Genomic DNA, 21,427 nt, shown 5'->3' on the forward strand with positions numbered 1-21,427 from the left:
AACACGTTTTAAGGTCTGGGTTTACACCAGAACCTGGCTGACACTGTAAAAATCAGAACAGTCCTGTGATTTTACCGGTTTCATCTACATCAATTTTCTCAGCAGCCGGAACCTTCGGAAGACCTGGCATGGTCATGATCTCTCCTGTGAGGGCTACGATGAAGCCTGCACCTGCAGAAATCTTCAGGTTACGAACTGTTACTTCGAAGTCTGTAGGAGCACCAAGCTTGGTCTGATCATCTGTTAAGCTGTACTGTGTTTTTGCCACACAGATCGGGCAGTTTCCGAATCCCAGATCCTCCAGCTGTTTTGCCTGTTTCTGGGCATTAGCTGTAAGAACAACTCTCTTACCGCCATAGACTTTCTGAACAATCTGGTTCAGCTTATCTTCGATAGAGCCTTCAAGTTCATAGGAATATGTGAAGTCATTTGGCTCTTCAACAAGACGGATTACTTCCTCAGCTAATTTAATACCGCCTTCGCCGCCTTTTGCCCATACTTCAGAAAGTGCAACATTAACGCCAAGCTCTTTACATTTTGCTTCTACCAGGTCAAGCTCTGCCTTGGTATCTGTTGGGAATGCATTGATTGCAACAACACATGGAAGCTTGTAAACATTTTTGATGTTGCTTACGTGTTTCAAAAGGTTTGGAAGACCTTTTTCAAGAGCCTCAAGGTTCTCATTGTTAAGATCAGCCTTCGGAACGCCGCCATTGTATTTCAGTGCACGGACAGTAGCAACGATAACAACTGCATTTGGTTTCAGACCAGCCATACGGCATTTGATATCAAGGAATTTCTCTGCACCAAGGTCAGCACCGAATCCAGCCTCTGTGATGGTGTAATCAGCAAGCTTCAGAGCCATCTTGGTAGCGGTTACGGAGTTACATCCGTGAGCAATGTTTGCGAATGGTCCGCCGTGAACGATTGCAGGTACATGCTCCAGTGTCTGAACAAGGTTTGGTTTCAGAGCATCTTTCAGAAGGGCAGTCATAGCGCCCTCTGCATGAAGGTCACCAGCTGTTACCGGTTTCTGCTCTGATGGTTTGCCATATGTATAACCGATGATGATTCTGGAAAGTCTTTCTTTCAGGTCTTTGATATCACTTGCAAGACAGAGAACAGCCATAATCTCGGAAGCTACCGTAATGTCATAGCCGTCTTCACGAGGCATACCGTTTGTTCTTCCGCCAAGTCCGTCTACTACATTACGAAGCTGACGGTCGTTCATATCCACACATCTTCTCCATGTGATCTTACGTGGGTCGATGTTCAGAGCATTGCCCTGGAAAATATGGTTATCGATCATTGCTGCAAGAAGGTTGTTTGCTGCGCCGATTGCGTGGAAGTCACCTGTGAAGTGAAGGTTGATATCTTCCATCGGAACTACCTGCGCATATCCGCCGCCTGCTGCACCGCCTTTTACACCGAATACCGGTCCAAGGGATGGCTCACGAAGAGCTACCATAACGTTCTTGCCAAGCTTCTGCATTGCGTCTGCCAGACCTACTGTAGTAGTGGTTTTTCCTTCTCCGGCAGGAGTCGGGTTGATAGCGGTAACCAGAATCAGTTTGCCATCATTCTTATCTGTTTCTTTCAGAAGATTGTAGTCGATTTTTGCTTTGTATTTACCATACTGCTCAAGATATTTGTCCTCAATACCTGCTTTAGCTGCAATCTCAGTGATTGGTTTCATTTCACATTCCTGTGCGATTTCGATGTCACTTTTAAACCCCATAATAAAAGCTCCTTTCGTTGTGTAAGATTAAATGGTTTTTATATGACCGCTTCTTAAAAAGACAACGGTATTTCCCTCATGTCAGAGGTACCTCCCGGTAAAAAAAGGGCAGTATCTGATGATTCAAATACTGCCCAGACGGTCGGCTGGAAATTACGGTCTATGCTGTCTGCAAAATATGGTGCAGCAGCTGTAAACAGTAATCCTCATGATCTGCTCCTGAAGTCCCTGTGGTTAACTCCACGATCCGTCAGTATTCAGAAGCTTTTCAATTGATGTGTTCATTGTATCATTAAAAAAACATTTTGTCAATAAATTAACAGACAGCATTATTGTCAAAAAAGACGATGCATATTTGTGAAAAATAACAAATGCTTTGAATGTGGAGAAAATCTGTCTGAATGGAAAAATGCAATCTCCGCTTCAGACTTCATAAAAATTTTATGACTTGGATAGTTGCGTATGAGGGCAAGTATTGTTAGAATAGAAAATGCACAGAGCCTGTTTAAAACAGGATAATGATTCGTGGTTTTATATAAGAAAGGTTGAATAATTGAATGAATAGAACAGAATTTCTGGATACATTGAGAAGTCAGCTGTCCGGACAGATGCATGAGGGTAAGGTGGCGGCGCATGTGCGTTACTATGAAGATTATATTCAGTCACAGGTACGTAGTGGACGCGATGAGCAGCAGGTTCTTGATGAACTAGGAGATCCAAGGCTGATCGCCAGGACTTTGCTGGATACAGATGTGGATAACGGGCAGCTGGATTATGAGGAGTACAGCACCTATTCGGATGACGCACAGAATACCCAGAGCTCCAGCCGGAATCATGTACATGTATGGCGGTTTGATACCTGGTACAGTAAGCTTCTGGGCGTGGTGATCCTGCTGATAGTCGTCTTTTTGCTGTTTCATATTCTGGTGGCAGTGATTCCGTTTTTTGCGGTACTGGCGTTGATTTTGTTTATTGTGTCACTGATTAAGAATCGGAATTAACATGATACTATAAACGTCCCGGACGGCAGCTACGGGAGTGTCGCAGCTGCACAGCAGCTGATTTTCATATATAGAGATGTCGCCGGTAGACGACACGTCCGTTTTGTAAGAAAAAATGTTGGACATGCTTTAGAAAATCATATTCAGCAAGGGTTCTTCTGTGCAACGCGAAGCGCGTTACTGTGAACGGAGTGAACAGTAACCAGTTTTGTTGAGATTGTGATATAAAGTATGGACATTACAGAATATATTTAGGGAAGGGTTTAAATGAGCAGTATAACAATAGAAGAATTAAAAAGGTTACCAGCGGAGTCTTATCAGATCATTGATATCCGCGACGAGATTGAGATTTCCCATGGCGCTGTTAAGGGTGCTTTGGCCTGTAAGCCAGAGGAAATCATGGAGAATCCGGAAGTGGATAAGACCAGAAAACTGGTTATTTGCTGCAGCCGCGGAATCAATAGTAAAGAAATCGCTAAGAAGCTTGAGGGAGAGGGGCTGGATGCAGTAAGCCTTGAGAAAGGGTACATTGCCTGGCTTATGGATGCCATGAAGAGTTCCCAAGACGAAGATTTTGCAAAAAATGTGGAGATCAGTCTTCGCAAGAAATTTAAGAAAAAAATCTGGTCCAGGTTTACCAAGGCGATCAATACTTACGAGCTTGTGAAGCCGGGAGATAAGATCGCAGTCTGTATTTCCGGCGGCAAGGATTCCATGCTGATGGCAAAGTGCTTCCAGGAGCTGAAGCTTCATAATAAATTTGATTTCGAGGTGAAATTTCTGGTTATGGATCCGGGCTACAGTCCTGCCAACCGTCAGGTGATCGAGGAAAATGCCAGAAGGTTAAATATTCCTATTCGTATTTTTGAGTCTGATATTTTTGAGTCTGTATTTAATGTGGAGAAATCCCCTTGTTATCTTTGCGCAAGAATGCGCCGCGGGCATCTCTATGCTTTTGCAAAAGAAATGGGCTGCAACAAGATTGCACTGGGTCACCACTATGATGATGTGATTGAGACCATTCTTATGGGCATGCTTTACGGTGCCCAGGTACAGACTATGATGCCCAAGCTTCACAGCACCAACTTTGAGGGAATGGAACTGATCCGTCCATTGTATCTGGTGCGGGAGGATGATATTAAGGCATGGCGTGATTACAATGATCTCCATTTTATTCAGTGTGCATGTAAATTTACAGATACCTGTACTACCTGCAATAACGAGAACCGTTCCAAACGTGTGGAAATCAAGGAACTGATTCGTGACCTGAAAAAGGTGAACCCGTTTGTAGAGGGAAACATTTTCAAGAGTGTAGAGAATGTAAATATTGATACAGTTGTGGGATATAAGCAATATGGTGTGAGACATTCTTTCCTGGAAAATTATGATGGAGAGCCCGGTTCTGCCTCTGAGAATGCTGCCGATGCAGCAGAGTAACAGAGAGAAAATGTGGATTTTAGATCTGTACACTCGGATCTACATCCTACGCGATTGGTATAGTTATTTACGAAACGCTCTAGTAAAAATATTGAGCCAAGGTCAATGATGCATGTGACCTTGGCTCGTTTTTTTGTCGGGGATGAAAAGAGAAGCGCTATAGAAATATTGGAGTATTTATTTTCCAATTTTTCCGAGAAGCCATACACAAAGAATGATGATTAGAATAGCAGTAAAGATTCCTGCCATTCCCTTTGCCATGATTTCAAGTGCAATAATGATATTGGATGTATTCATAGATAAGACCCTCCTCATTATAAAAAATTTTTATAAAAATTTTGTTACTAGGTTGATAACCATGCCGCCTGCGATTACAGAAGCAATCTGTCCGGACACGTTGGCACCGGCGGCCTGCATGAGAATTACATTTGTGGGATCTTCTTCCATGGCCATTTTCTGAACTACACGGGAGGACATTGGAAATGCAGAAATTCCGGCGCCTCCGATCATAGGATTAATCTTCTTTTTCAGGAAAAGATTCATAAATTTTGCCAGGAGAACGCCGCCGATGGTGTCCATGACAAAAGCAAAAAGTCCGATCACCAGGATCAGTAAGGTCTCTTTTGTTACAAACTGGTCTGCACGCATGCTGAAGGAAATGGTGATTCCAAGAAGCAGGGTGATCAGATTTGCCAGAATATTCTGGGCTGTGTCGGACAGGGTGCCCAGGACGCCGCATTCCCGGATCAGGTTGCCGAACATGAGAAATCCAACCAGCGCAACGGATTGAGGTGCTACCAGCCCCACGATTACAGTAACTATAATGGGAAAAGCAATCTTCATGGTTTTGGAAACGGATTTCGGATTATATTCCATGTGAATGCAGCGTTCCTTCTTTGTAGTGACAAGTCGGATGGCAAAGGGCTGTACAATTGGGACAAGTGCCATGTAGGAATAGGCGGCAACTGCAATGGCGCCGATATATTTGGAATTCAGGACCTGGGATACCAGAATGGAAGTAGGTCCGTCGGCAGCACCGATGATTCCGATAGAAGCAGCGTCTTTTAGGTCAAATCCAAGGATGGTGGACAGTAAAATTGCAGCAAAAATTCCAAGCTGTGCACCTGCGCCAAACAGGAACAAAGAGGGATTGGAAAGCAGGGGACCGAAGTCGATCATAGCGCCAATTCCGATGAAAAGTAAAATCGGCATGACTTCTGAGGCTTCAATTCCCACATGGAACAGCCATTCAATGACTCCGTTTGCCTGGATCCCGCCAGCCAGAGTCTGGTTTAAAACTCCGGAAAAAGGCAGGTTCACAAGTATGGCACCAAAGCCCATTGGAAGAAGCAGGGCTGGTTCAAATCCCTTTTTGATAGCCAGCCAGATCAGGGTGATTCCGACGGCAAACATCACAATTTGCTGCCAGGTTAATGCAAGGATTCCGTCTGTTAAAAATTCCATTTCTTTTTCCTCCTTTTGGGTGTTTGAATGTAAGTGCTTAAATAGATAAAAATACTTGCATAATGTTAATATTGTTATAAAAAATGAAAGCCTTGTAGGGAAGGCATTTTATAACCTGTTTTTGGGGTATAAAAAAGACTTTTATTACAATACTGCATATCTGAAGATATGCGACTATTGTAATAAAAGTCTTGCCATTTCAATTTTCTGCGGGCGACAGATTCATGGAACTGTCTACCGTTCTGACGCATGAAAATCCATATACAAAAATGCACTAAACCAGAAACAGTGCATTTGATATGCCAGCTACTCCCTTTTATTGAAGCGTGACTGCAAATGTATTTTGTTGTGGTAATTATAATTCGGCAAAGGTGGGAATGTCAACCCTGAATTATATAAAAGAAAGAATTTATTGGCCATTTGGTTACGGAACTGTTATCCGGAAACATTTTTCTTGTAAAAAATTCAGGGCAGGTATATGATTAAAAAACGAAATCAAAGTAAAATATACCTGTATGGTACAAGCAAAAAATATGGAACAAAGGAGTTACATCATGCTGTATTTTGAAAATGATTATTGCGAAGGTGCTCATGAGGCAATCTTAAAAAGATTAATGGAAACCAATATGGAAAAGGTTCCGGGATATGGACAGGATCCTTTCTGCGACCAGGCGAAGGAAAAAATAAAAGAGGCATGTGGCTGTCCGGATGGGGAGGTCTATTTCCTGGTAGGGGGTACCCAGACAAATGCAGTGGTGATCGCGTCCGTGTTGAACCGGTATGAAGGAGTGCTTTCCGCAGTTACCGGTCATGTAAATGCGCACGAAGCCGGAGCAATAGAATTTACCGGACATAAAGTTCTTCCACTTCCCCAGGACAATGGTAAAATTTCTGCCGCAGATCTGAAAGATTATCTCCAGACCTACTACGCAGACGGAAGCTATGATCACATGGTTTTTCCAGGCATGGTTTATATTTCACATCCGACAGAATACGGAACTCTTTACACAAAGCAGGAACTGGCAGATATTTCCAGTGTATGCAGGGAATATGAGATCCCGCTATTCCTGGACGGAGCCAGACTGGGCTATGGACTGGTGGCAGAGACAGATGTGACTTTGAAAGATATTGCAAATTATACAGACGTATTTTATATCGGAGGAACCAAGGTTGGTGCCCTGTGCGGTGAAGCAGTCGTTTTTCCGAAGAAAGCACCGAAACATTTCTTTACTATGATCAAACAGCAGGGAGCGCTTCTTGCGAAAGGCAGACTGCTTGGAATTCAGTTTGATACTCTTTTCACAGGAAATTTGTACCTGGAAATCAGTAAAAATGCTATTGAAACCGCTGCAAAACTGAAAGCTGCATTAAAAGAGAAGGGCTATGAATTTTTCATTAATTCCCCAACCAATCAGATTTTTGTTATCCTGGAAAATAAGAAAATGGAGGAATTGGGCGAAAAAGTGAAGTTCAGCTTCTGGGAAAAATATGATGATAGTCATACAGTAGTCCGCTTTGCAACAAGTTGGGCAACGAAAATGGAAGACATTGACTCGCTGATTGAGACATTGTAATAAAACAAGAAAAAGTTATGTTTCGCGAGTGTTGTTTGTTATCGTGCAGGCGGTAAGGTCCTGTGAAAGCATGAATTTCGGATGCCCATTGTGTAAATGAGATAACACTTGTGTAAAACAGATGGCTATGTAAGCGTTGATTTACATAGCCATTCTGTAAATAAAATCTTATGTTTTCACTTCTTTCATTTTAGAATCCCCAACATTTGTTAAAAGAGCATAAAATGTAGCTGATTATTTTATATACAATATCCAAACACAACAACTTGTCCGTATGTGCGTACAAGTTGTAAGATGGAAACAGGAGGAAGGAAGAATGACTGAAAATGGCAAGCCAAAATATTTTACCCTGATGGAAGAACTAAAAGAGAAAATCATTTCCGGCAGGATTCAGCCAGGAGAGAAGCTGCCATCAGAGAATCAGTTTACAGTACAATATTCCCTCAGCCGGCATACGGTGCGAAAGGCACTTAGTCTTCTGGAACAGGAAGGCTATATAGAAGCCTGCCATGGAAAAGGAACTTTTTGTTCCGAGAAAATGCGCCATATGAAAAAGTCCAGAAACATTGCGGTAGTGACAACTTATATTTCCGACTACATTTTTCCAAGGCTGATTCAGGGAATGGATAATGTACTGTCTGAGCAGGGCTACAGCATCATTTTGAAAAATACAGGTAACAGCCGTCAGAAAGAGGCAAAATGTCTAGAAGAGCTTTTTCAGAAAGATATTGATGGTCTGATCATAGAGCCAAGTAAAAGCCAGCTTAGCTGTCGGCATCCTGGCCTTTACGAAAATCTGGAGAAATATCAGATTCCATACATTTTTATCCAGGGAATTTACACGGAAATGAAGGACAAGCCCCACATTCTTATGGATGATGCCAGGGGCGGCTATCTGGTGACAAAGTACCTTTTGGAGCAGGGACACCGCAGGATTACCGGTTTTTTCAAGGCAGATGACATTCAGGGTATCCAGAGACATAAAGGGTATGTGAGGGCATTGCAGGAGGCTGGTATTCCTTATGATCCAGATCTGGTAGTATGGTTCCACACCGAAGACCGGCGGAGTAAACCATCTATGATGGTAAAAGAAATGGTAAAAACCGGATCGCTTCCTCATGGAATCGTCTGCTACAATGATCAGATTGCTGTGCAGGTGATTGAATCTCTTGAAGATTGTGGTCTTCAAGTACCAAAGGATATTTCCGTTACAGGCTATGACAATTCCCTCTATGCCCAGCGCGGAACCGGAATCACAACCATTGCCCATCCACAGGAGCGGCTTGGAGAGATGGCAGCAGAATTGATATTAGAAAAAATCAATGGAGTGTCAGAAGAGGACAGCAAAGTAGAACGTCTGATTCAGCCGGAGTTAATTGTTCGTGGTTCCTGCAGAAGGCTTAAATGATATTTGCTGCAAAGAATCACTGATAATTGTTCCCTTTCAATTGGAAATATACATTGCAAACTACCGTTTGAAAAATTGAATCAATAACAATATTTACAAAAATATAATAAACAGGAGGATTTTTACAATGAAAACAGGAAGAAATTACAAATTTTGGTTTTGTACAGGTTCACAGGATCTTTATGGAGATGAGTGTCTCCGTAAAGTAGCTGAGCATTCCCGCATTATTGTGGAAGAGCTGAACAAATCCGGTATGTTTCCATACGAGATTATATGGAAACCAACCTTGATTACCAATGAACTTATCCGTAAGACTTTCAATGAGGCAAATGCTGATGAAGACTGTGCTGGTGTGATCACCTGGATGCACACTTTTTCCCCGGCAAAATCCTGGATACTTGGTCTGAAAGAATACAGAAAGCCTCTTTGCCACCTTCACACACAGTTCAACCAGGAAATCCCTTACGACACCATTGACATGGACTTTATGAACGAGAATCAGTCCGCACACGGTGGCCGCGAGTATGGTCACATGGTAACCCGCATGGGAATTGAGCGAAAGGTAATTGTGGGATACTGGGCTGACAAAAAGGTTCAGGAGCGTCTGGCTTCCTGGATGAGAACTGCTGTTGGTATTATGGAGAGCAGCCACATCCGTGTTTGCCGTGTGGCTGACAATATGCGAAATGTTGCCGTTACAGAGGGGGATAAGGTAGAAGCACAGATTAAATTTGGCTGGGAAGTTGATGCCTATCCGGTAAATGAAATCGCAGAATATGTGAACGCTGTTTCCAAGGGAGATATTGACGCTCTTGTGGAAGAATATTATAATAAATATGACATTCTTTCTGAGGGAAGAGACCCGGAAGAATTCAAACGTCATGTAGCAGTACAGGCAGGAATTGAGATAGGCTTTGAGAAATTCCTGGAAGAGAAAAACTATCAGGCAATCGTAACTCATTTCGGTGATCTTGGAGCACTGAAGCAGCTTCCGGGACTGGCAATCCAGAGACTTATGGAGAAGGGCTATGGATTTGGCGCAGAAGGTGACTGGAAAACAGCTGCAATGGTTCGTCTGATGAAGATTATGACAGCAGGCATGAAGGACGCTAAGGGAACCTCCATGATGGAAGATTACACCTACAATCTTGTTCCTGGAAAAGAGGGAATCCTGCAGTCACATATGCTAGAGGTTTGCCCATCCGTAGCGGATGGCAAGCCAGCTATCAAAGTCTGCCCGCTTAGTATGGGAGAGAGAGAGGATCCTGCGAGACTTGTATTTACATCCAAGACAGGCCCTGCAATCGCAACATCCCTTGTTGATCTGGGGGACAGATTCCGTCTGATCATCAATGATGTAGATTGCAAGAAGGTTGAGAAACCTATGCCGAAGCTTCCTGTAGGAAGTGCATTCTGGACACCACAGCCAGATCTGGCTACCGGCGCAGAAGCATGGATCCTTGCAGGTGGAGCACATCATACTGCCTTTACTTATGATCTTACAGCAGAGCAGATGGGTGACTGGGCTGCAGCAATGGGAATTGAAGCTGTATACATTGACAAAGATACTACAATCCGTAACTTCAAGAATGAGCTTCGCTGGAATGAAATTGCGTTTCGAAGGTAAAAACGCATAGAATGGCAAACACGCTCTGGAGCCTGTTTACGGCGTTGGGTTGAACAGTGAAGAATGTTACACATTATAAAAAGACAACGGGAGGATTTTACACATGGGAGCAGCAGAAGCAAAGCAGGCAATCCTGGATAACAGGACAGCACTTGGAATCGAGTTCGGTTCCACAAGAATCAAGGCAGTTCTGGTAGATGGAAATAATGCACCAATCGCATCCGGCGGACACGAGTGGGAGAACCGCTATGAGAATGGTGTATGGACATACAGTCTGGAAGATATCTGGTCCGGTCTGCAGGACTGTTATCAGCAGATGACAAAGGATGTAGAGGAGAAATATGGTGTGGAGCTGACAAGCGTTGGTGCTATTGGAATCAGTGCCATGATGCACGGCTACATGCCATTTGACAAAGAAGGAAATCTTCTGGTTCCGTTCAGAACCTGGAGAAATAATATTACGGGAGAGGCAAGCAGAAAACTGTCCGAACTTTTTCAGTATAATATTCCTCAGAGATGGAGTATCGCACATCTGTATCAGGCAATTTTAAAAGGCGAGCCTCACGTAAAAGATATTGATTACATTGCCACTCTGGAGGCATATGTACATTGGAAACTGACTGGAAAAAGAGTTCTTGGAATTGGCGATGTTGCAGGAATGTTCCCGGTGGACAGCACTACCAGGGATTACAATGAAAAAATGGTTCAGCAGTTCGATGAGCAGGTTGCTTCTTATGGATTCCCATGGAAGCTTCGCGGCATTCTGCCGAAATGTCTTGTTGCGGGACAGGACGCTGGCTGCCTGACAGAAGAGGGAGCAAAGCTTCTTGATGTAACAGGCAGGCTGAAAGCCGGAATTCCTATGTGCCCGCCGGAAGGTGACGCTGGCACTGGAATGGTAGCTACCAACAGCGTTGCAAAGCGTACCGGAAATGTTTCCGCAGGTACTTCTGTATTTGCCTCTATTGTTTTGGAGAAGGAGTTATCTGCACCATATTCTGAAATTGATATGGTTGCGACTCCATCCGGACATCCGGTTGCAATGGCACACTCTAATAACTGTACTTCTGATCTGAATGCATGGGTAAATATTTTCCGTGAGTTTGCAGAAGCAATGGGAATGGAAGCTGATATGAACAAGCTTTTCGGAACCTTATACAACAAGGCTCTGGAAGGGGATGTGGACTGCGGCGGACTTTTATCCTACTGCTATTTCTCCGGTGAGCATATGACTGGATTTACAGAAGGAAGACCACTGTTTGTACGCTCTCCAGAGAGCAAATTCAACCTTGCCAACTTTATGAGAACCAATCTTTATACCTGCCTTGGCGCTATGAGAGTTGGTCTTGACATCCTGTTTAAGAAAGAGGGGGTAAAGGTTGACCGTCTTCTTGGTCATGGCGGACTGTTTAAGACAAAAGGTGTTGGACAGCAGATCCTTGCAGATGCTGTAAATGCCCCGGTTTCTGTTATGGAGACTGCCGGTGAAGGCGGTGCATGGGGAATTGCAGTGCTCGCTTCCTATCTTGTAAATAAAGAGGAGAATGAGACCCTGGAAGACTTCCTGGATACCAAGGTATTTGCAGGAAATCAGGGAAGCACCCTGAATCCAGATCCGGAGGGTGTGGAAGGCTTTAATATGTTCATGGAAAGATATATGAAAGGCCTGCCGATCGAGCGCGCAGCTGTGGACTCCAAAATCTGGTAAGTGGCTTGGAATGAGGAGGGTATGCCTCAGATCATTCCCGTAATCTGCACGCGAAAAAAGTTCTGTGCAGTTATAATACGAAATAAGTGAGAACGGATGGATTTTTCTCTCAGTTAAAAAACGGAGACCTTTCTCATACCAGAATGTGAATTTTTTCAGGATACTGGTATGGGGAGGGTCTTTTATGTTATAATACTGAGCATTGACAGACAAACATGCTCTGGAGCCTGTTTGAAAAATAAAGGAGATACACATGGTTTTCAGCTCGATGCTCTTTCTATGGATCTTTCTGCCCTTAGTACTGGCAGCATATTATATAAGTCCCGGAAAAATCCGAAATGGAATCCTGGTATTTTTCAGTCTGCTTTTTTATGCATGGGGAGAGCCACTTTATGTTTTCCTTATGCTGTTTTCCGTGGCGGTGAATTTTACCGGCGGAATTCTGATTGAAAAATATCAGACCAGGAAAAAAAAGATTCTTGTGGCAACTTTGATTATTAATCTGGGGTTGCTGGGATATTTCAAGTATTTTGGCACTCTGACAGAAGCCATAACCGGACTTTTTTCAGCAGATGGAACAGGAACCACTCTTTTTCAGGTGGCGCTTCCAATTGGAATTTCTTTTTATACTTTCCAGGCGTTGTCCTATGTGATCGATGTGTACAGGGGAGAGGTGCCGGCACAGCACAATTTCTGGCATATGCTTTTGTATATTTCCTTTTTTCCACAGCTGATCGCAGGACCTATTGTAAAATATCGCGACATTGCAGCTCAGATTACAGGAAGAAAAGAGACTATCCGAAAATTTGCAGCCGGGATAATGCGTTTTTGCTGGGGACTTGGGAAAAAGGTTCTCCTTGCCAATTCCTTTGCCCGTGTGGTGGATGAAATTTTTAAATATGGTCCATATGCGGTATCCAGGAAGGCTCTGTGGCTGGGCGCAATTCTTTACATGATGCAGATTTATTACGATTTTTCAGGATATTCCGATATGGCCATTGGTCTTGGAAAAATGTTCGGATTTGAATTCCAGGAGAATTTCAATTATCCCTATACAGCTGGTTCTGTGCAGGAATTCTGGCACAGATGGCATATTTCCCTGTCTTCCTGGTTTCGCGATTATGTCTATATTCCTTTGGGAGGAAATCGCAAAGGCGCGGCATGCACCTATCGAAACCTGCTTATCGTATTTTTCCTTACCGGAATGTGGCATGGGGCTGGAATGGCGTTTATCCTCTGGGGGCTTTATCATGGCTTTTTTCTTATACTGGAACGTGTGTGGCTTGGGAAAAAACTGGAAAAACTGCCTGGAATCGTGGGCTGGGGCTACACAGTGACCGCGGTGTTTTTTGGATGGATTCTGTTCCGTGCAGAAAATATTTCCCTGTTTTTCACTTATGTGAGAAATATGTTTGTGGCACATGGAGGAACCATTCTTCTTTCTGCATATCTTGACAGCAAAATGATCTTTCTGATCGTTATGGGTGTTTTATTTGCAGGAGTTTTGCAGAAGATATATGAGAAGGTCCGGGTACATTCCGCTGGAAAAATCCCTGCCAATGGAATGGTGACAGTTCCGAGAATGATCGCCTGTCTGGTGATTTTCTGGCTGAGTGTGGCGGCACTTGTAAATAACAGCTATAACCCGTTTATTTATTTCAGATTTTAACAGGAAGCATATGAGAAAACAGAAAATTCTGATCGTATTATTTGCAGGAAGTCTGGTTCTGCCAGGAGTGGTGTGGGCTGGATTTTCCGGCAGATTTGATACGGAAAACAATGAAAACAGAAAACTGGCTGAATTTCCAGAGGTGAATCTGAGATCTCTGGGAGACTTCCCGGAGCAGTTTGAGGCGTATTATAAGGATCATGTGCCCTTCAAAAATGACCTGGTGAAGTTCTGCAACTTTATTGATACGGAATTTTTCCGCAATACAAAGATCGGGGATGTGGTGATCGGAGAAGATAACTGGCTGTTTTACCTGCCGGAAAGGGAGGGAGAAAATGCCATGGCAGATTACCAGAAAACCAATGTGTATACACTGGAACAAAGTGCGGAAATTGCATCCGGAATTGCAAAAGTACGGGACTGGTTCCTGAACAGGGGCGTGGAACAGTTCCATTACTACGTGGCTCCCAACAAAGAGACACTTTATTCGAAGTATATGCCGGAGAAGCCAAAGATGATTGGAATCGGGGATTCCAGAATGGAGACTTTTGCAAAATATATGAAAGAAAATTCCGACGTGGAATTTGATTTTCTGGCAGATTATCTGAGGGAGTTTACTGAAAAATACCAGCTGTTCCGAAAATATGATACTCACATGAACAATTTAGGCGGATATATTACCAACGAGAAAATTGTACAGGATATGACAGGTGAAAGTCTGCCAATCGAAGATATTCAGGTTATGATCGGGACTAAGCCTTGCAGGGGGGATCTGTCCAGGATGATCGGGCGATATAAAGAGCTGGATGATGACAGGGAATATGGGTTGAAGTATTTTCATGATGGTATCCGTTACAAGGTGAAAAAAGAGGAGAGCGAAGGCGGCGAGGAGATCCTGAAAGTGTTTAAATCCAATTCGGATAATGAGAAAACTTTAATGGTGATCGGGGATTCTTTTCGACTCCGCCTTGAAAAATACATGCCCTATCGCTATCAGAAAACCATATTTGTGAGAATTGATGATTTTGACCAGGAGCTTTTGGATAAATATGAACCGGATGACGTGATTGTGATTACTGTTGAGCGTGACCAGAGGTATATGGAAAAACTGGATAGTTATATTATACAGGACAGTGGAGAGTAAATGGTACAATATGATATATCAGAGCCTGTCCGGAATTATAGGATTTGTTTGTGGGAAAAATTTTGTTTTAGTGGTCACACTTTTTCGTCACAGGAATCGTCAGAATATTGATGGGTTATTGACAATAAGTTCGGCAAATGCTATTCTGATATTAACTTGTTTTGTCAGATATGTCTGTTATGGATCACTGTATGGTCTGTGGTGGATCGTTGACAGAAACTGGCTGCTTAACTGGTAATGAGAGCAGTTGGAAATGTTACCAGCGAACAGCAACAGAAAGATTGCAGAATCCGTAAGGATTTATACCAAAGGAGGATCTTATGAAGAGAAAGAAAATTACCGCAATTTTGTTAGCATCCCTTATGGGAATCAGTGCAGTACCGGCTACCACATGGGCAGCAGATTCTTACAAGGAAACTGAGAAAGCAGCCTTTGCCAAAATGATCGAGGAATTTGGTGCTGATTACGCAAAGAGCCTTTCTGAAATGGATACAGAAGAAGTTAAGGGAAATGCGGAAATAAAGGTAAGTCTGGAAGATGGTGGAAAAGCAATTCTGGGAATGCTTTCTCCTGTGGATATCTCCTGGCTGGCGGATGCTTCCATCAGTGGAAATGTAAGTATGTCTGATAAGTCCATGACTGAGTTTATGGATGTGAATGTAAATGGAACCAAGATCTGTACAATAGAATATTATTTTGATACAGAGAATTCTGAAATTTATATGAGAATTCCGGAGCTGAGTGATGGCTATATTAAAATGAATATGGAGCAGATGACTCAGGAAACAGTGGAAGAGGCAGATCAGGAACTGGATTCTTCCTTTACCACGAGTCTTGATCTGGCAGATAGCATGAACAGCTATTTTTCCACTCTGGAGAACCTTCCGGAAGCAGACTTAGTGACATCTATTCTTACAAGATACACAGATATTATTTTTGATAATGTTGCAGATGCTGAGAATCCTGGAGCACAGGAAGCTGTTGCAGGAGATGTAAGTCAGGAGCTTAGCGTTCTGGAAGGACATGTTACACAGGCAGAGGCACTTCCAATGTTCCAGCAGATTCTGGATACAGCCAAGTCTGATGAAGAACTGAAGGGGCTTATTGAGACCTGGACAGAAGCCATGAATGATCCAGATTATACTTATGAGACTTTCCTGGAAGCAATCGAGGATATGGAGAAAGATCTGGATACAGAAGCTGATGAGACTGACGAGTCCGGATTTATTTTAAGGGCATGGGTTGACAGTGACGGAGAGGTTGTTGGACGCCAGTTCCTTCTGAATGATGATGAGCAGGAGGAAGAGCTTTTCGGATATCTGTGTACAGCGGATGGAGATAAGAGAGGATTTTCCATGCAGCTGGGTTCCGGAGATGACAAGGTTGCAATTGAAGGAAGCGGTGAGCTGAAAGGTGACCTGTTAAGCGGAACTTACACGATTTCTTCCGGTGAAGCGGATGCAGCTGTGATTGATGTTACAGATTATGATACCAAGGCAGTACAGGACGGAATCTGGAAGGGAACTTACACAATTTCCGGTGCGCCTGTGGAAGATGAAGATGGAAATTCCTATGATCCATTTGGTGGAATGCAGTTGATCTTTACAGCCGATGGTGCAGATGAGGACAGCATTGACTGGAATCTTGCTATTGCAGCAGGTGGTGCAACTCTTGGTTCAGTTTCTCTGACAGGCGGCAATGGCGGTGAGGCACTTGCAGCAGTTGATGTTGCTTCCCTGACAGATGTTTATGATTTCAGTAATGATGATGAAATTGAAGCTTATACAGCTTCCATGAATATGGATGCAATCACAGAGAATCTGACCAGCGCAGGCATGCCTGAGGGATGGCTGGACGATGTGATCGCTGCTACAGGCGACAGCGATATTGAGAGTACGGAGACAGATGGTGTTGCTGAGTCCGAAGAGCAGACAGATATGGCTGGAGATACACTGGATGACAGTGAGACACCGGCAGCTTAATCAGTAATTTATGCGAGCAGGCAGCCGCATAATAATTACCTGCAGCAAGGCAAATACAGCGGGGCAGACGAAGTAATTTGTCTGCCCCGAATTTTTTATAACCAGAAAGCAAATGCTTAGTGAGTTCTGTACATCACGGAGCGTGTAACTGTGAAAGTACTGAACCGTTACGATTTTTTTATTGAAATGAGGGGGGAGAAGGAATTGAAAAAAAGAAGCTTTGGGATTATCTGTTTTCTGTTTTTGATATTTACCATGTGTTCCTCTTCGGTGTGGGCCGCTTCTTATGTGAAGGCTTCCAATACGACTGTGAGTATCACTTCGAAAAAGCATGGCTGGGCGAAGCGGGGAAAAGACTATTATTTTTATAATTCCAAGGGAAAACTGCTTTGGGGAAAAATTACCTACAAAGGTCAGCGTTATTACAGCACAAAGAATGGAAAACGCTATACAGGCTGGCTGAAATCAGGCGGGAAACGGTATTATTACAACCGGAAGAATGGCATTATGTTCCGCAACCGATGGGCTACCGGAACGAAATACTCTTATTATTTCAATAAGTCAGGTGTGGCAATTGCCAACCGCTGGCTGAGCTACGGAGGAAAGCGATATTATTTCCTTCCTAATTCCAGAATGGCAACAGGATGGCAGAAAATTGGTGAATATCGTTATTATTTTGATAAGAAAACAGGTGCTTTGTATACAAATGTGTGGGTGGGAAAATATTATGTAAATGATAGCGGGAGAAGAACCGGACAGACCAGACCGGATGTGAAGGTGAATGATAACCGCTATACATATAAAAGCAGCTCTCTTAATATTGATCTGCGCAGAAAATCCACACATAATGTTCCTTACTGGGTAGCGCTGATAAAAATCAAAAATTCCGGACAGCTGAAATCCGCTTTATCTTATGGAACCTATGGTGGTGCCAGACAGACTACCTCCGGTGCGGTTTCTGGTAATGGGGGTATTATCGGAGTGAATGGAAGTGCGTTTAGTTACCAGACAGGGCGGCCGTCACCTCTTGGAATGTGCATCAAGAATGGTGTGATTTATGGAAATTATGAGACCAGTTACAGTGTAATGGCTGTAAAGTATGATGGCACTATTTATACACCAGAGCAGGGATTGAAAGGCGAAGCTCTTCTGGAAGAGGGGGTAAAAGATACCTATAATTTTGGCCCAATCCTGATCAAAGATGGACAGGCCCAGCCGGCCTGGTCAGAAACAGCCAAATATTATCCGAGAACTGCTGTGGGAATGGTGAAACCTGGCATTTATGTGCTTCTTGTCACCGACACTGGCAGTTACGCCGGTCTGAACCACTGGGATCTTGTTAATATCTTCAATAGCTATGGCTGTCAGTACGCCTACAACCTGGACGGCGGCGGCTCCGCCACATTGTATTACAATGGTCAGGTCATGAATAAGCTGATTAATAATTATGAGAGACCATGTGGGGATTTTCTTTATTTTACGAATTGATGTGTTGACAATGAAAAACATTTAAGGATCATGTTGTTTGAACGACGGTAGTGTAAAACGAATTATGAAAAAAATTATCTCTTTTTTCCTTGGTGCTGACCAAGTATATTTTACTTACGGAAACCCCGTCAAGGCTGAATTTTACGGGCTTTCAGCCCGGCCTTGACTGGTTTTCCAACGTAAAATTAAGGTCACCTAAACCAAAGAAAGGGGAGGTAAAGGCTATATAGCCCAGAATCGTTGATTTTACTGGGGTTGAGCCGATTTTGGAGGTATGAAGTTGACACTACCTCATGCATTTTTGAGGTATAAATATGATATACACATACAAATATAAATCGCCGTTAGGGCGTATTTTACTGGCGGCAGATGAAGTGGGAATTACTGGTCTATGGTTTGAAGGACAGAAATATTTTGGGAATACACTTCCAGACAAGCATATTCCACAGGAAACAGAGATTCTCACGGAAGCAAAAAAATGGCTGGATGTGTATTTCTCCGGTGAAGAACCGAAATTTACGCCGCCACTCCATCCGGACGGCTCAACATTCAGACAAGCAGTGTGGAAGATTTTATTGCAGATTCCCTATGGACAGACGATCACATACGGAGAAATTGCCCGCAAAATGGCAGAGCTGAAAAATGTATCCCGCATGTCTGCCCAGGCAGTTGGAGGTGCGGTTGGACACAATGAAATTTCTATTATCATTCCCTGCCATCGTGTGATAGGCACAAATGGAAGTCTGACAGGGTATGCCGGAGGAATTGATAGAAAGCTTTCGCTGCTTGAACTGGAACACGCGGATATGAGTTATTTATTTGTTCCAAAGAAAGGGACAGCATTGTAGGAGGCAGTGATAAAACTGTCCTCATTTTGGGTTATTTTGGAGAGCCAAGATTGGACGGAAAATAGAATTTTGGACATATTTTGGACATATCTATTAAATATTACAGAAATATTACAAGAATGGTGAACCCCAAAATCCCGCAAACCCTTATAAATCCAAAGAGAAACACCCGGTAGGGGAGCTACCGGGTGTTTCGAGGGGAGTATAAATAATTAAATAAGGGGTTATGTAAAAAAATTTTTGAAGGGTAAATTCTTTTACAAAGTCAATTATAATATAAATTGGAAAAAAAAGCAATATCATTTTGATGAATATTCTTTCTGTAATTGGTCACAATACACAAAGTAATCTGAAAACAGCTGCTGGATGCGGAACAGAACGTGGACAGCGGCATTCAACAGGAGGAATACTCAAATGGCTAAAAATTATGAGTCTGAAAACAAGAACAGCAAAAATGCAACAAACAGATCTTATGAAAGTGAGATAAATTCTCAGGATTGCAAGAACTCTTACACAAAAAACAGCAGCAAAAACAAGAGCCGCAATTCTTACGAGTCAGGGGAAGATACTACTTCCAGATATTAAAATATTTTAAGAAAGGGCGCAGGGTCTGTTGACTCTGCGCCCATGTTGGGAGGTTTAATGTATGCCAGACGTTTTTGATGAGTAATCAGGAATGATTTTTCAGACACGCTCTAACGCTGCACGCGTCCTGCACCGTCGCTTTCAATCATGGAAAGAACTTATGATTCTGTAATATAATTTAAGCCAGTGCTTTCATTACTTCATACGCACCATTTTCACGGATCTGAGTTAAGTAATTGCATACAACTGCTTCAAATCCGGAAATCTGTGTCAGATCTTCGCCCCAGAAGGAAGTATTGGTGCAGACTGCATGAACAAGATCCGCTGCGGAATCATCTTTATGTGCAAGGTAGAATTCGAGAACTGCCTTGTCATCTTTTACAGTGTATTCATTAGCTGCTCTTTTTGCTGTAAGTACGTCTTCGCTCATAGCATATCCGTTATAGAATGCAATGTAGAAGGCGAAAGAAGCTGTGATGCATGCAGGAAGTGTACCTTTGCGTTCTACATATTTTTTGAGTGACGGCATAACACGTGCTTTCCATTTGGATGTAGAGTTCAGAGAAATGGAAAGAAGAGCGTGATCGATAAATGGGTTTTTGAAACGTTCTGTAACAGCAGCGGCAAAATCTTTGAGCTCTGCTTTTGGAAGGTCCAGAGTAGGGATGATCTCATCATAAATAGTTTTGTTCATAAATCCACAGATCACATCGTCGTTCATGCAGTCTCTGACAATATCCTGTCCTGCAAGGTAAGCACCCAGTACAAAGGAGGTATGAGCACCATTTAAGATACGTACTTTTCTCTGCTTGTATGGTTTGTGATTGTCTGTGATCAGGATTGGAAGGTTCGCTTTGTCAACCGGGAATTCGTCTTTGATTGACTGAGGTCCTTCGATTACCCAGAAGCCGAAGATTTCACCTGTGTCGATCAGGTTATCTTTATAGCCAAGTTCTTCACAGATTGCAGCAGCTTCATTTCTTGGATAACCTGTTACAATACGGTCTACAAGTGTAGAGCAGAAGATGTTTTCAGCTTTGATCCAGTTGATAAAGTCTTCACCAAGATTCCACTGTTCAGCATATTTTAATACACATTTTTCAAGCTCTTTTCCATTATCATCGATCAGCTCACAGGAAAGAATGATAAATCCTTTGCCGGCTTCCTGACCGAATTTCTGGAAACGGCGATACATAAATTGAGTAAGTTTTCCAGGATAGCTGCCAGCCGGAACATCAGTAAACTGACAGGAAGAATCATAAGTAATTCCGGCTTCTGTTGTATTACATGCGATAAAACGGAGGTCCGGGTTATCTGCACATGCGAGAACTGCTTCAAAATCCTTATATGGATTGAGACAACGGCTTACACAGGAGATAACACGCTTTTTATTTATTTTTTTGCCATCCTGGAATCCACGGAGAAATAAGGTATAAAGACCCTCTTGTTCGTTGAACCTGTCATCGAGATCTGGAGCGATTGGCTGGCACAGAACAACTTTGGAGTTGAATCCGGCTTTTTCGTTTAACTCATCTATAAAATAATCTACAAATGCACGGAGGAAGTTTCCTTCACCAAACTGAAGTACACGTTCCGGCGCTGATTCAAGAAGGTATCCATCATAGCCCTGTTCTTTTAAAACAGCATAAGATAATTTTTTCATTTTCATTTTTCCTCATATATAATGATATGAGTGTTAAAAGGTCTTTTGACACTCATTTGATATCCGGATTGCTACGCAGCTACGCTGCTTC

The 21,427-nt window shown here is 42.9% G+C and carries 15 protein-coding genes; 12 read left to right on the forward strand and 3 right to left on the reverse strand.

Annotated elements, in window-relative coordinates; translation table 11 throughout:
• Positions 1 to 52: 52 nt before the first annotated feature.
• Positions 53 to 1,738: a formate--tetrahydrofolate ligase gene (locus tag AB5618_RS06895; protein WP_148461776.1), complete on the reverse strand. Its 1,686-nt coding sequence runs from the start codon at positions 1,736 to 1,738 to the stop codon at positions 53 to 55.
• 557 nt (positions 1,739 to 2,295) lie between these two features.
• On the opposite strand from AB5618_RS06895, the gene AB5618_RS06900 reads away from it, so the two are divergent.
• Both AB5618_RS06900 and AB5618_RS06905 read left to right on the forward strand, forming a co-directional pair.
• Positions 2,296 to 2,739, forward strand: a complete 444-nt coding sequence (locus AB5618_RS06900; protein ID WP_118581793.1) for a DUF1700 domain-containing protein — start codon at positions 2,296 to 2,298, stop codon at positions 2,737 to 2,739.
• A gap of 267 nt (positions 2,740 to 3,006) precedes the next feature.
• Entirely contained in the window at positions 3,007 to 4,176 is a 1,170-nt protein-coding gene (locus tag AB5618_RS06905; protein ID WP_368366601.1) for an ATP-binding protein, read from the forward strand.
• A gap of 327 nt (positions 4,177 to 4,503) precedes the next feature.
• On the opposite strand, the gene AB5618_RS06910 is transcribed toward AB5618_RS06905, so the two are convergent.
• Positions 4,504 to 5,640, reverse strand: coding sequence for a sodium ion-translocating decarboxylase subunit beta (locus AB5618_RS06910; protein ID WP_148461773.1), 1,137 nt, complete (start codon positions 5,638 to 5,640; stop codon positions 4,504 to 4,506).
• 554 nt (positions 5,641 to 6,194) lie between these two features.
• Between AB5618_RS06910 and AB5618_RS06915 the strand changes: the two genes are divergently transcribed.
• The 10 genes from AB5618_RS06915 (at position 6,195) to AB5618_RS06960 (ending at position 19,673) form a co-directional block, all read left to right on the forward strand.
• Positions 6,195 to 7,214: a low specificity L-threonine aldolase gene (locus tag AB5618_RS06915; RefSeq protein ID WP_368366602.1), complete on the forward strand. Its 1,020-nt coding sequence runs from the start codon at positions 6,195 to 6,197 to the stop codon at positions 7,212 to 7,214.
• 316 nt (positions 7,215 to 7,530) lie between these two features.
• Positions 7,531 to 8,622 (forward strand): GntR family transcriptional regulator, encoded by a 1,092-nt coding sequence (locus tag AB5618_RS06920; RefSeq protein ID WP_173734935.1) that lies wholly within the window; start codon positions 7,531 to 7,533, stop codon positions 8,620 to 8,622.
• 127 nt (positions 8,623 to 8,749) lie between these two features.
• On the forward strand, positions 8,750 to 10,249 hold the full coding sequence (gene araA, locus AB5618_RS06925) for an L-arabinose isomerase (protein WP_173734934.1): 1,500 nt from the start codon (positions 8,750 to 8,752) through the stop codon (positions 10,247 to 10,249).
• Positions 10,250 to 10,352: 103 nt separating this feature from the next.
• Positions 10,353 to 11,957 (forward strand): xylulokinase, encoded by a 1,605-nt coding sequence (locus AB5618_RS06930; protein WP_368366603.1) that lies wholly within the window; start codon positions 10,353 to 10,355, stop codon positions 11,955 to 11,957.
• A 253-nt stretch (positions 11,958 to 12,210) separates the two neighbouring features.
• Positions 12,211 to 13,626 (forward strand): MBOAT family protein, encoded by a 1,416-nt coding sequence (locus AB5618_RS06935; protein WP_368366604.1) that lies wholly within the window; start codon positions 12,211 to 12,213, stop codon positions 13,624 to 13,626.
• A gap of 10 nt (positions 13,627 to 13,636) precedes the next feature.
• Complete coding sequence (locus AB5618_RS06940; RefSeq protein WP_368366605.1) at positions 13,637 to 14,770, forward strand: hypothetical protein; 1,134 nt, start codon at positions 13,637 to 13,639, stop codon at positions 14,768 to 14,770.
• A 320-nt stretch (positions 14,771 to 15,090) separates the two neighbouring features.
• A complete protein-coding gene (locus AB5618_RS06945) occupies positions 15,091 to 16,752 on the forward strand; it encodes a hypothetical protein (protein WP_368366606.1) in 1,662 nt (553 codons plus the stop codon).
• 150 nt (positions 16,753 to 16,902) lie between these two features.
• The gene (locus AB5618_RS06950) at positions 16,903 to 18,240 is read left to right on the forward strand and encodes a phosphodiester glycosidase family protein (protein ID WP_368366607.1); all 1,338 of its coding nucleotides are present in this window, start codon (positions 16,903 to 16,905) and stop codon (positions 18,238 to 18,240) included.
• A 314-nt stretch (positions 18,241 to 18,554) separates the two neighbouring features.
• Entirely contained in the window at positions 18,555 to 19,088 is a 534-nt protein-coding gene (locus tag AB5618_RS06955; RefSeq protein ID WP_173734928.1) for a methylated-DNA--[protein]-cysteine S-methyltransferase, read from the forward strand.
• A gap of 414 nt (positions 19,089 to 19,502) precedes the next feature.
• Positions 19,503 to 19,673 (forward strand): hypothetical protein, encoded by a 171-nt coding sequence (locus AB5618_RS06960; RefSeq protein ID WP_173734927.1) that lies wholly within the window; start codon positions 19,503 to 19,505, stop codon positions 19,671 to 19,673.
• 178 nt (positions 19,674 to 19,851) lie between these two features.
• On the opposite strand, the gene AB5618_RS06965 is transcribed toward AB5618_RS06960, so the two are convergent.
• Positions 19,852 to 21,336: a tagaturonate reductase gene (locus tag AB5618_RS06965; RefSeq protein ID WP_368366608.1), complete on the reverse strand. Its 1,485-nt coding sequence runs from the start codon at positions 21,334 to 21,336 to the stop codon at positions 19,852 to 19,854.
• Positions 21,337 to 21,427: the final 91 nt, after the last annotated feature.

Origin of the sequence: Ruminococcus sp. J1101004sp1_RTP21198st1_B9_RTP21198_201120 (assembly GCF_040924245.1) — a bacterium.
Classification (GTDB): Bacteria; Bacillota; Clostridia; order Lachnospirales; family Lachnospiraceae; genus Blautia_A; species Blautia_A faecis.

Excerpts from the sequence above, each read along its gene's own strand:
- AB5618_RS06895 (WP_148461776.1), bottom strand. The coding sequence starts at position 1,738 with ATGGGGTTTAAAAGTGACATCGAAATCGCACAGGAATGTGAAATGAAA.
- AB5618_RS06900 (WP_118581793.1), top strand. The coding sequence starts at position 2,296 with ATGAATAGAACAGAATTTCTGGATACATTGAGAAGTCAGCTGTCCGGA.
- AB5618_RS06905 (WP_368366601.1), top strand. The coding sequence starts at position 3,007 with ATGAGCAGTATAACAATAGAAGAATTAAAAAGGTTACCAGCGGAGTCT.
- AB5618_RS06910 (WP_148461773.1), bottom strand. The coding sequence starts at position 5,640 with ATGGAATTTTTAACAGACGGAATCCTTGCATTAACCTGGCAGCAAATT.
- AB5618_RS06915 (WP_368366602.1), top strand. The coding sequence starts at position 6,195 with ATGCTGTATTTTGAAAATGATTATTGCGAAGGTGCTCATGAGGCAATC.
- AB5618_RS06920 (WP_173734935.1), top strand. The coding sequence starts at position 7,531 with ATGACTGAAAATGGCAAGCCAAAATATTTTACCCTGATGGAAGAACTA.
- araA (WP_173734934.1), top strand. The coding sequence starts at position 8,750 with ATGAAAACAGGAAGAAATTACAAATTTTGGTTTTGTACAGGTTCACAG.
- AB5618_RS06930 (WP_368366603.1), top strand. The coding sequence starts at position 10,353 with ATGGGAGCAGCAGAAGCAAAGCAGGCAATCCTGGATAACAGGACAGCA.
- AB5618_RS06935 (WP_368366604.1), top strand. The coding sequence starts at position 12,211 with ATGGTTTTCAGCTCGATGCTCTTTCTATGGATCTTTCTGCCCTTAGTA.
- AB5618_RS06940 (WP_368366605.1), top strand. The coding sequence starts at position 13,637 with ATGAGAAAACAGAAAATTCTGATCGTATTATTTGCAGGAAGTCTGGTT.
- AB5618_RS06945 (WP_368366606.1), top strand. The coding sequence starts at position 15,091 with ATGAAGAGAAAGAAAATTACCGCAATTTTGTTAGCATCCCTTATGGGA.
- AB5618_RS06955 (WP_173734928.1), top strand. The coding sequence starts at position 18,555 with ATGATATACACATACAAATATAAATCGCCGTTAGGGCGTATTTTACTG.
- AB5618_RS06960 (WP_173734927.1), top strand. The coding sequence starts at position 19,503 with ATGGCTAAAAATTATGAGTCTGAAAACAAGAACAGCAAAAATGCAACA.
- AB5618_RS06965 (WP_368366608.1), bottom strand. The coding sequence starts at position 21,336 with ATGAAAAAATTATCTTATGCTGTTTTAAAAGAACAGGGCTATGATGGA.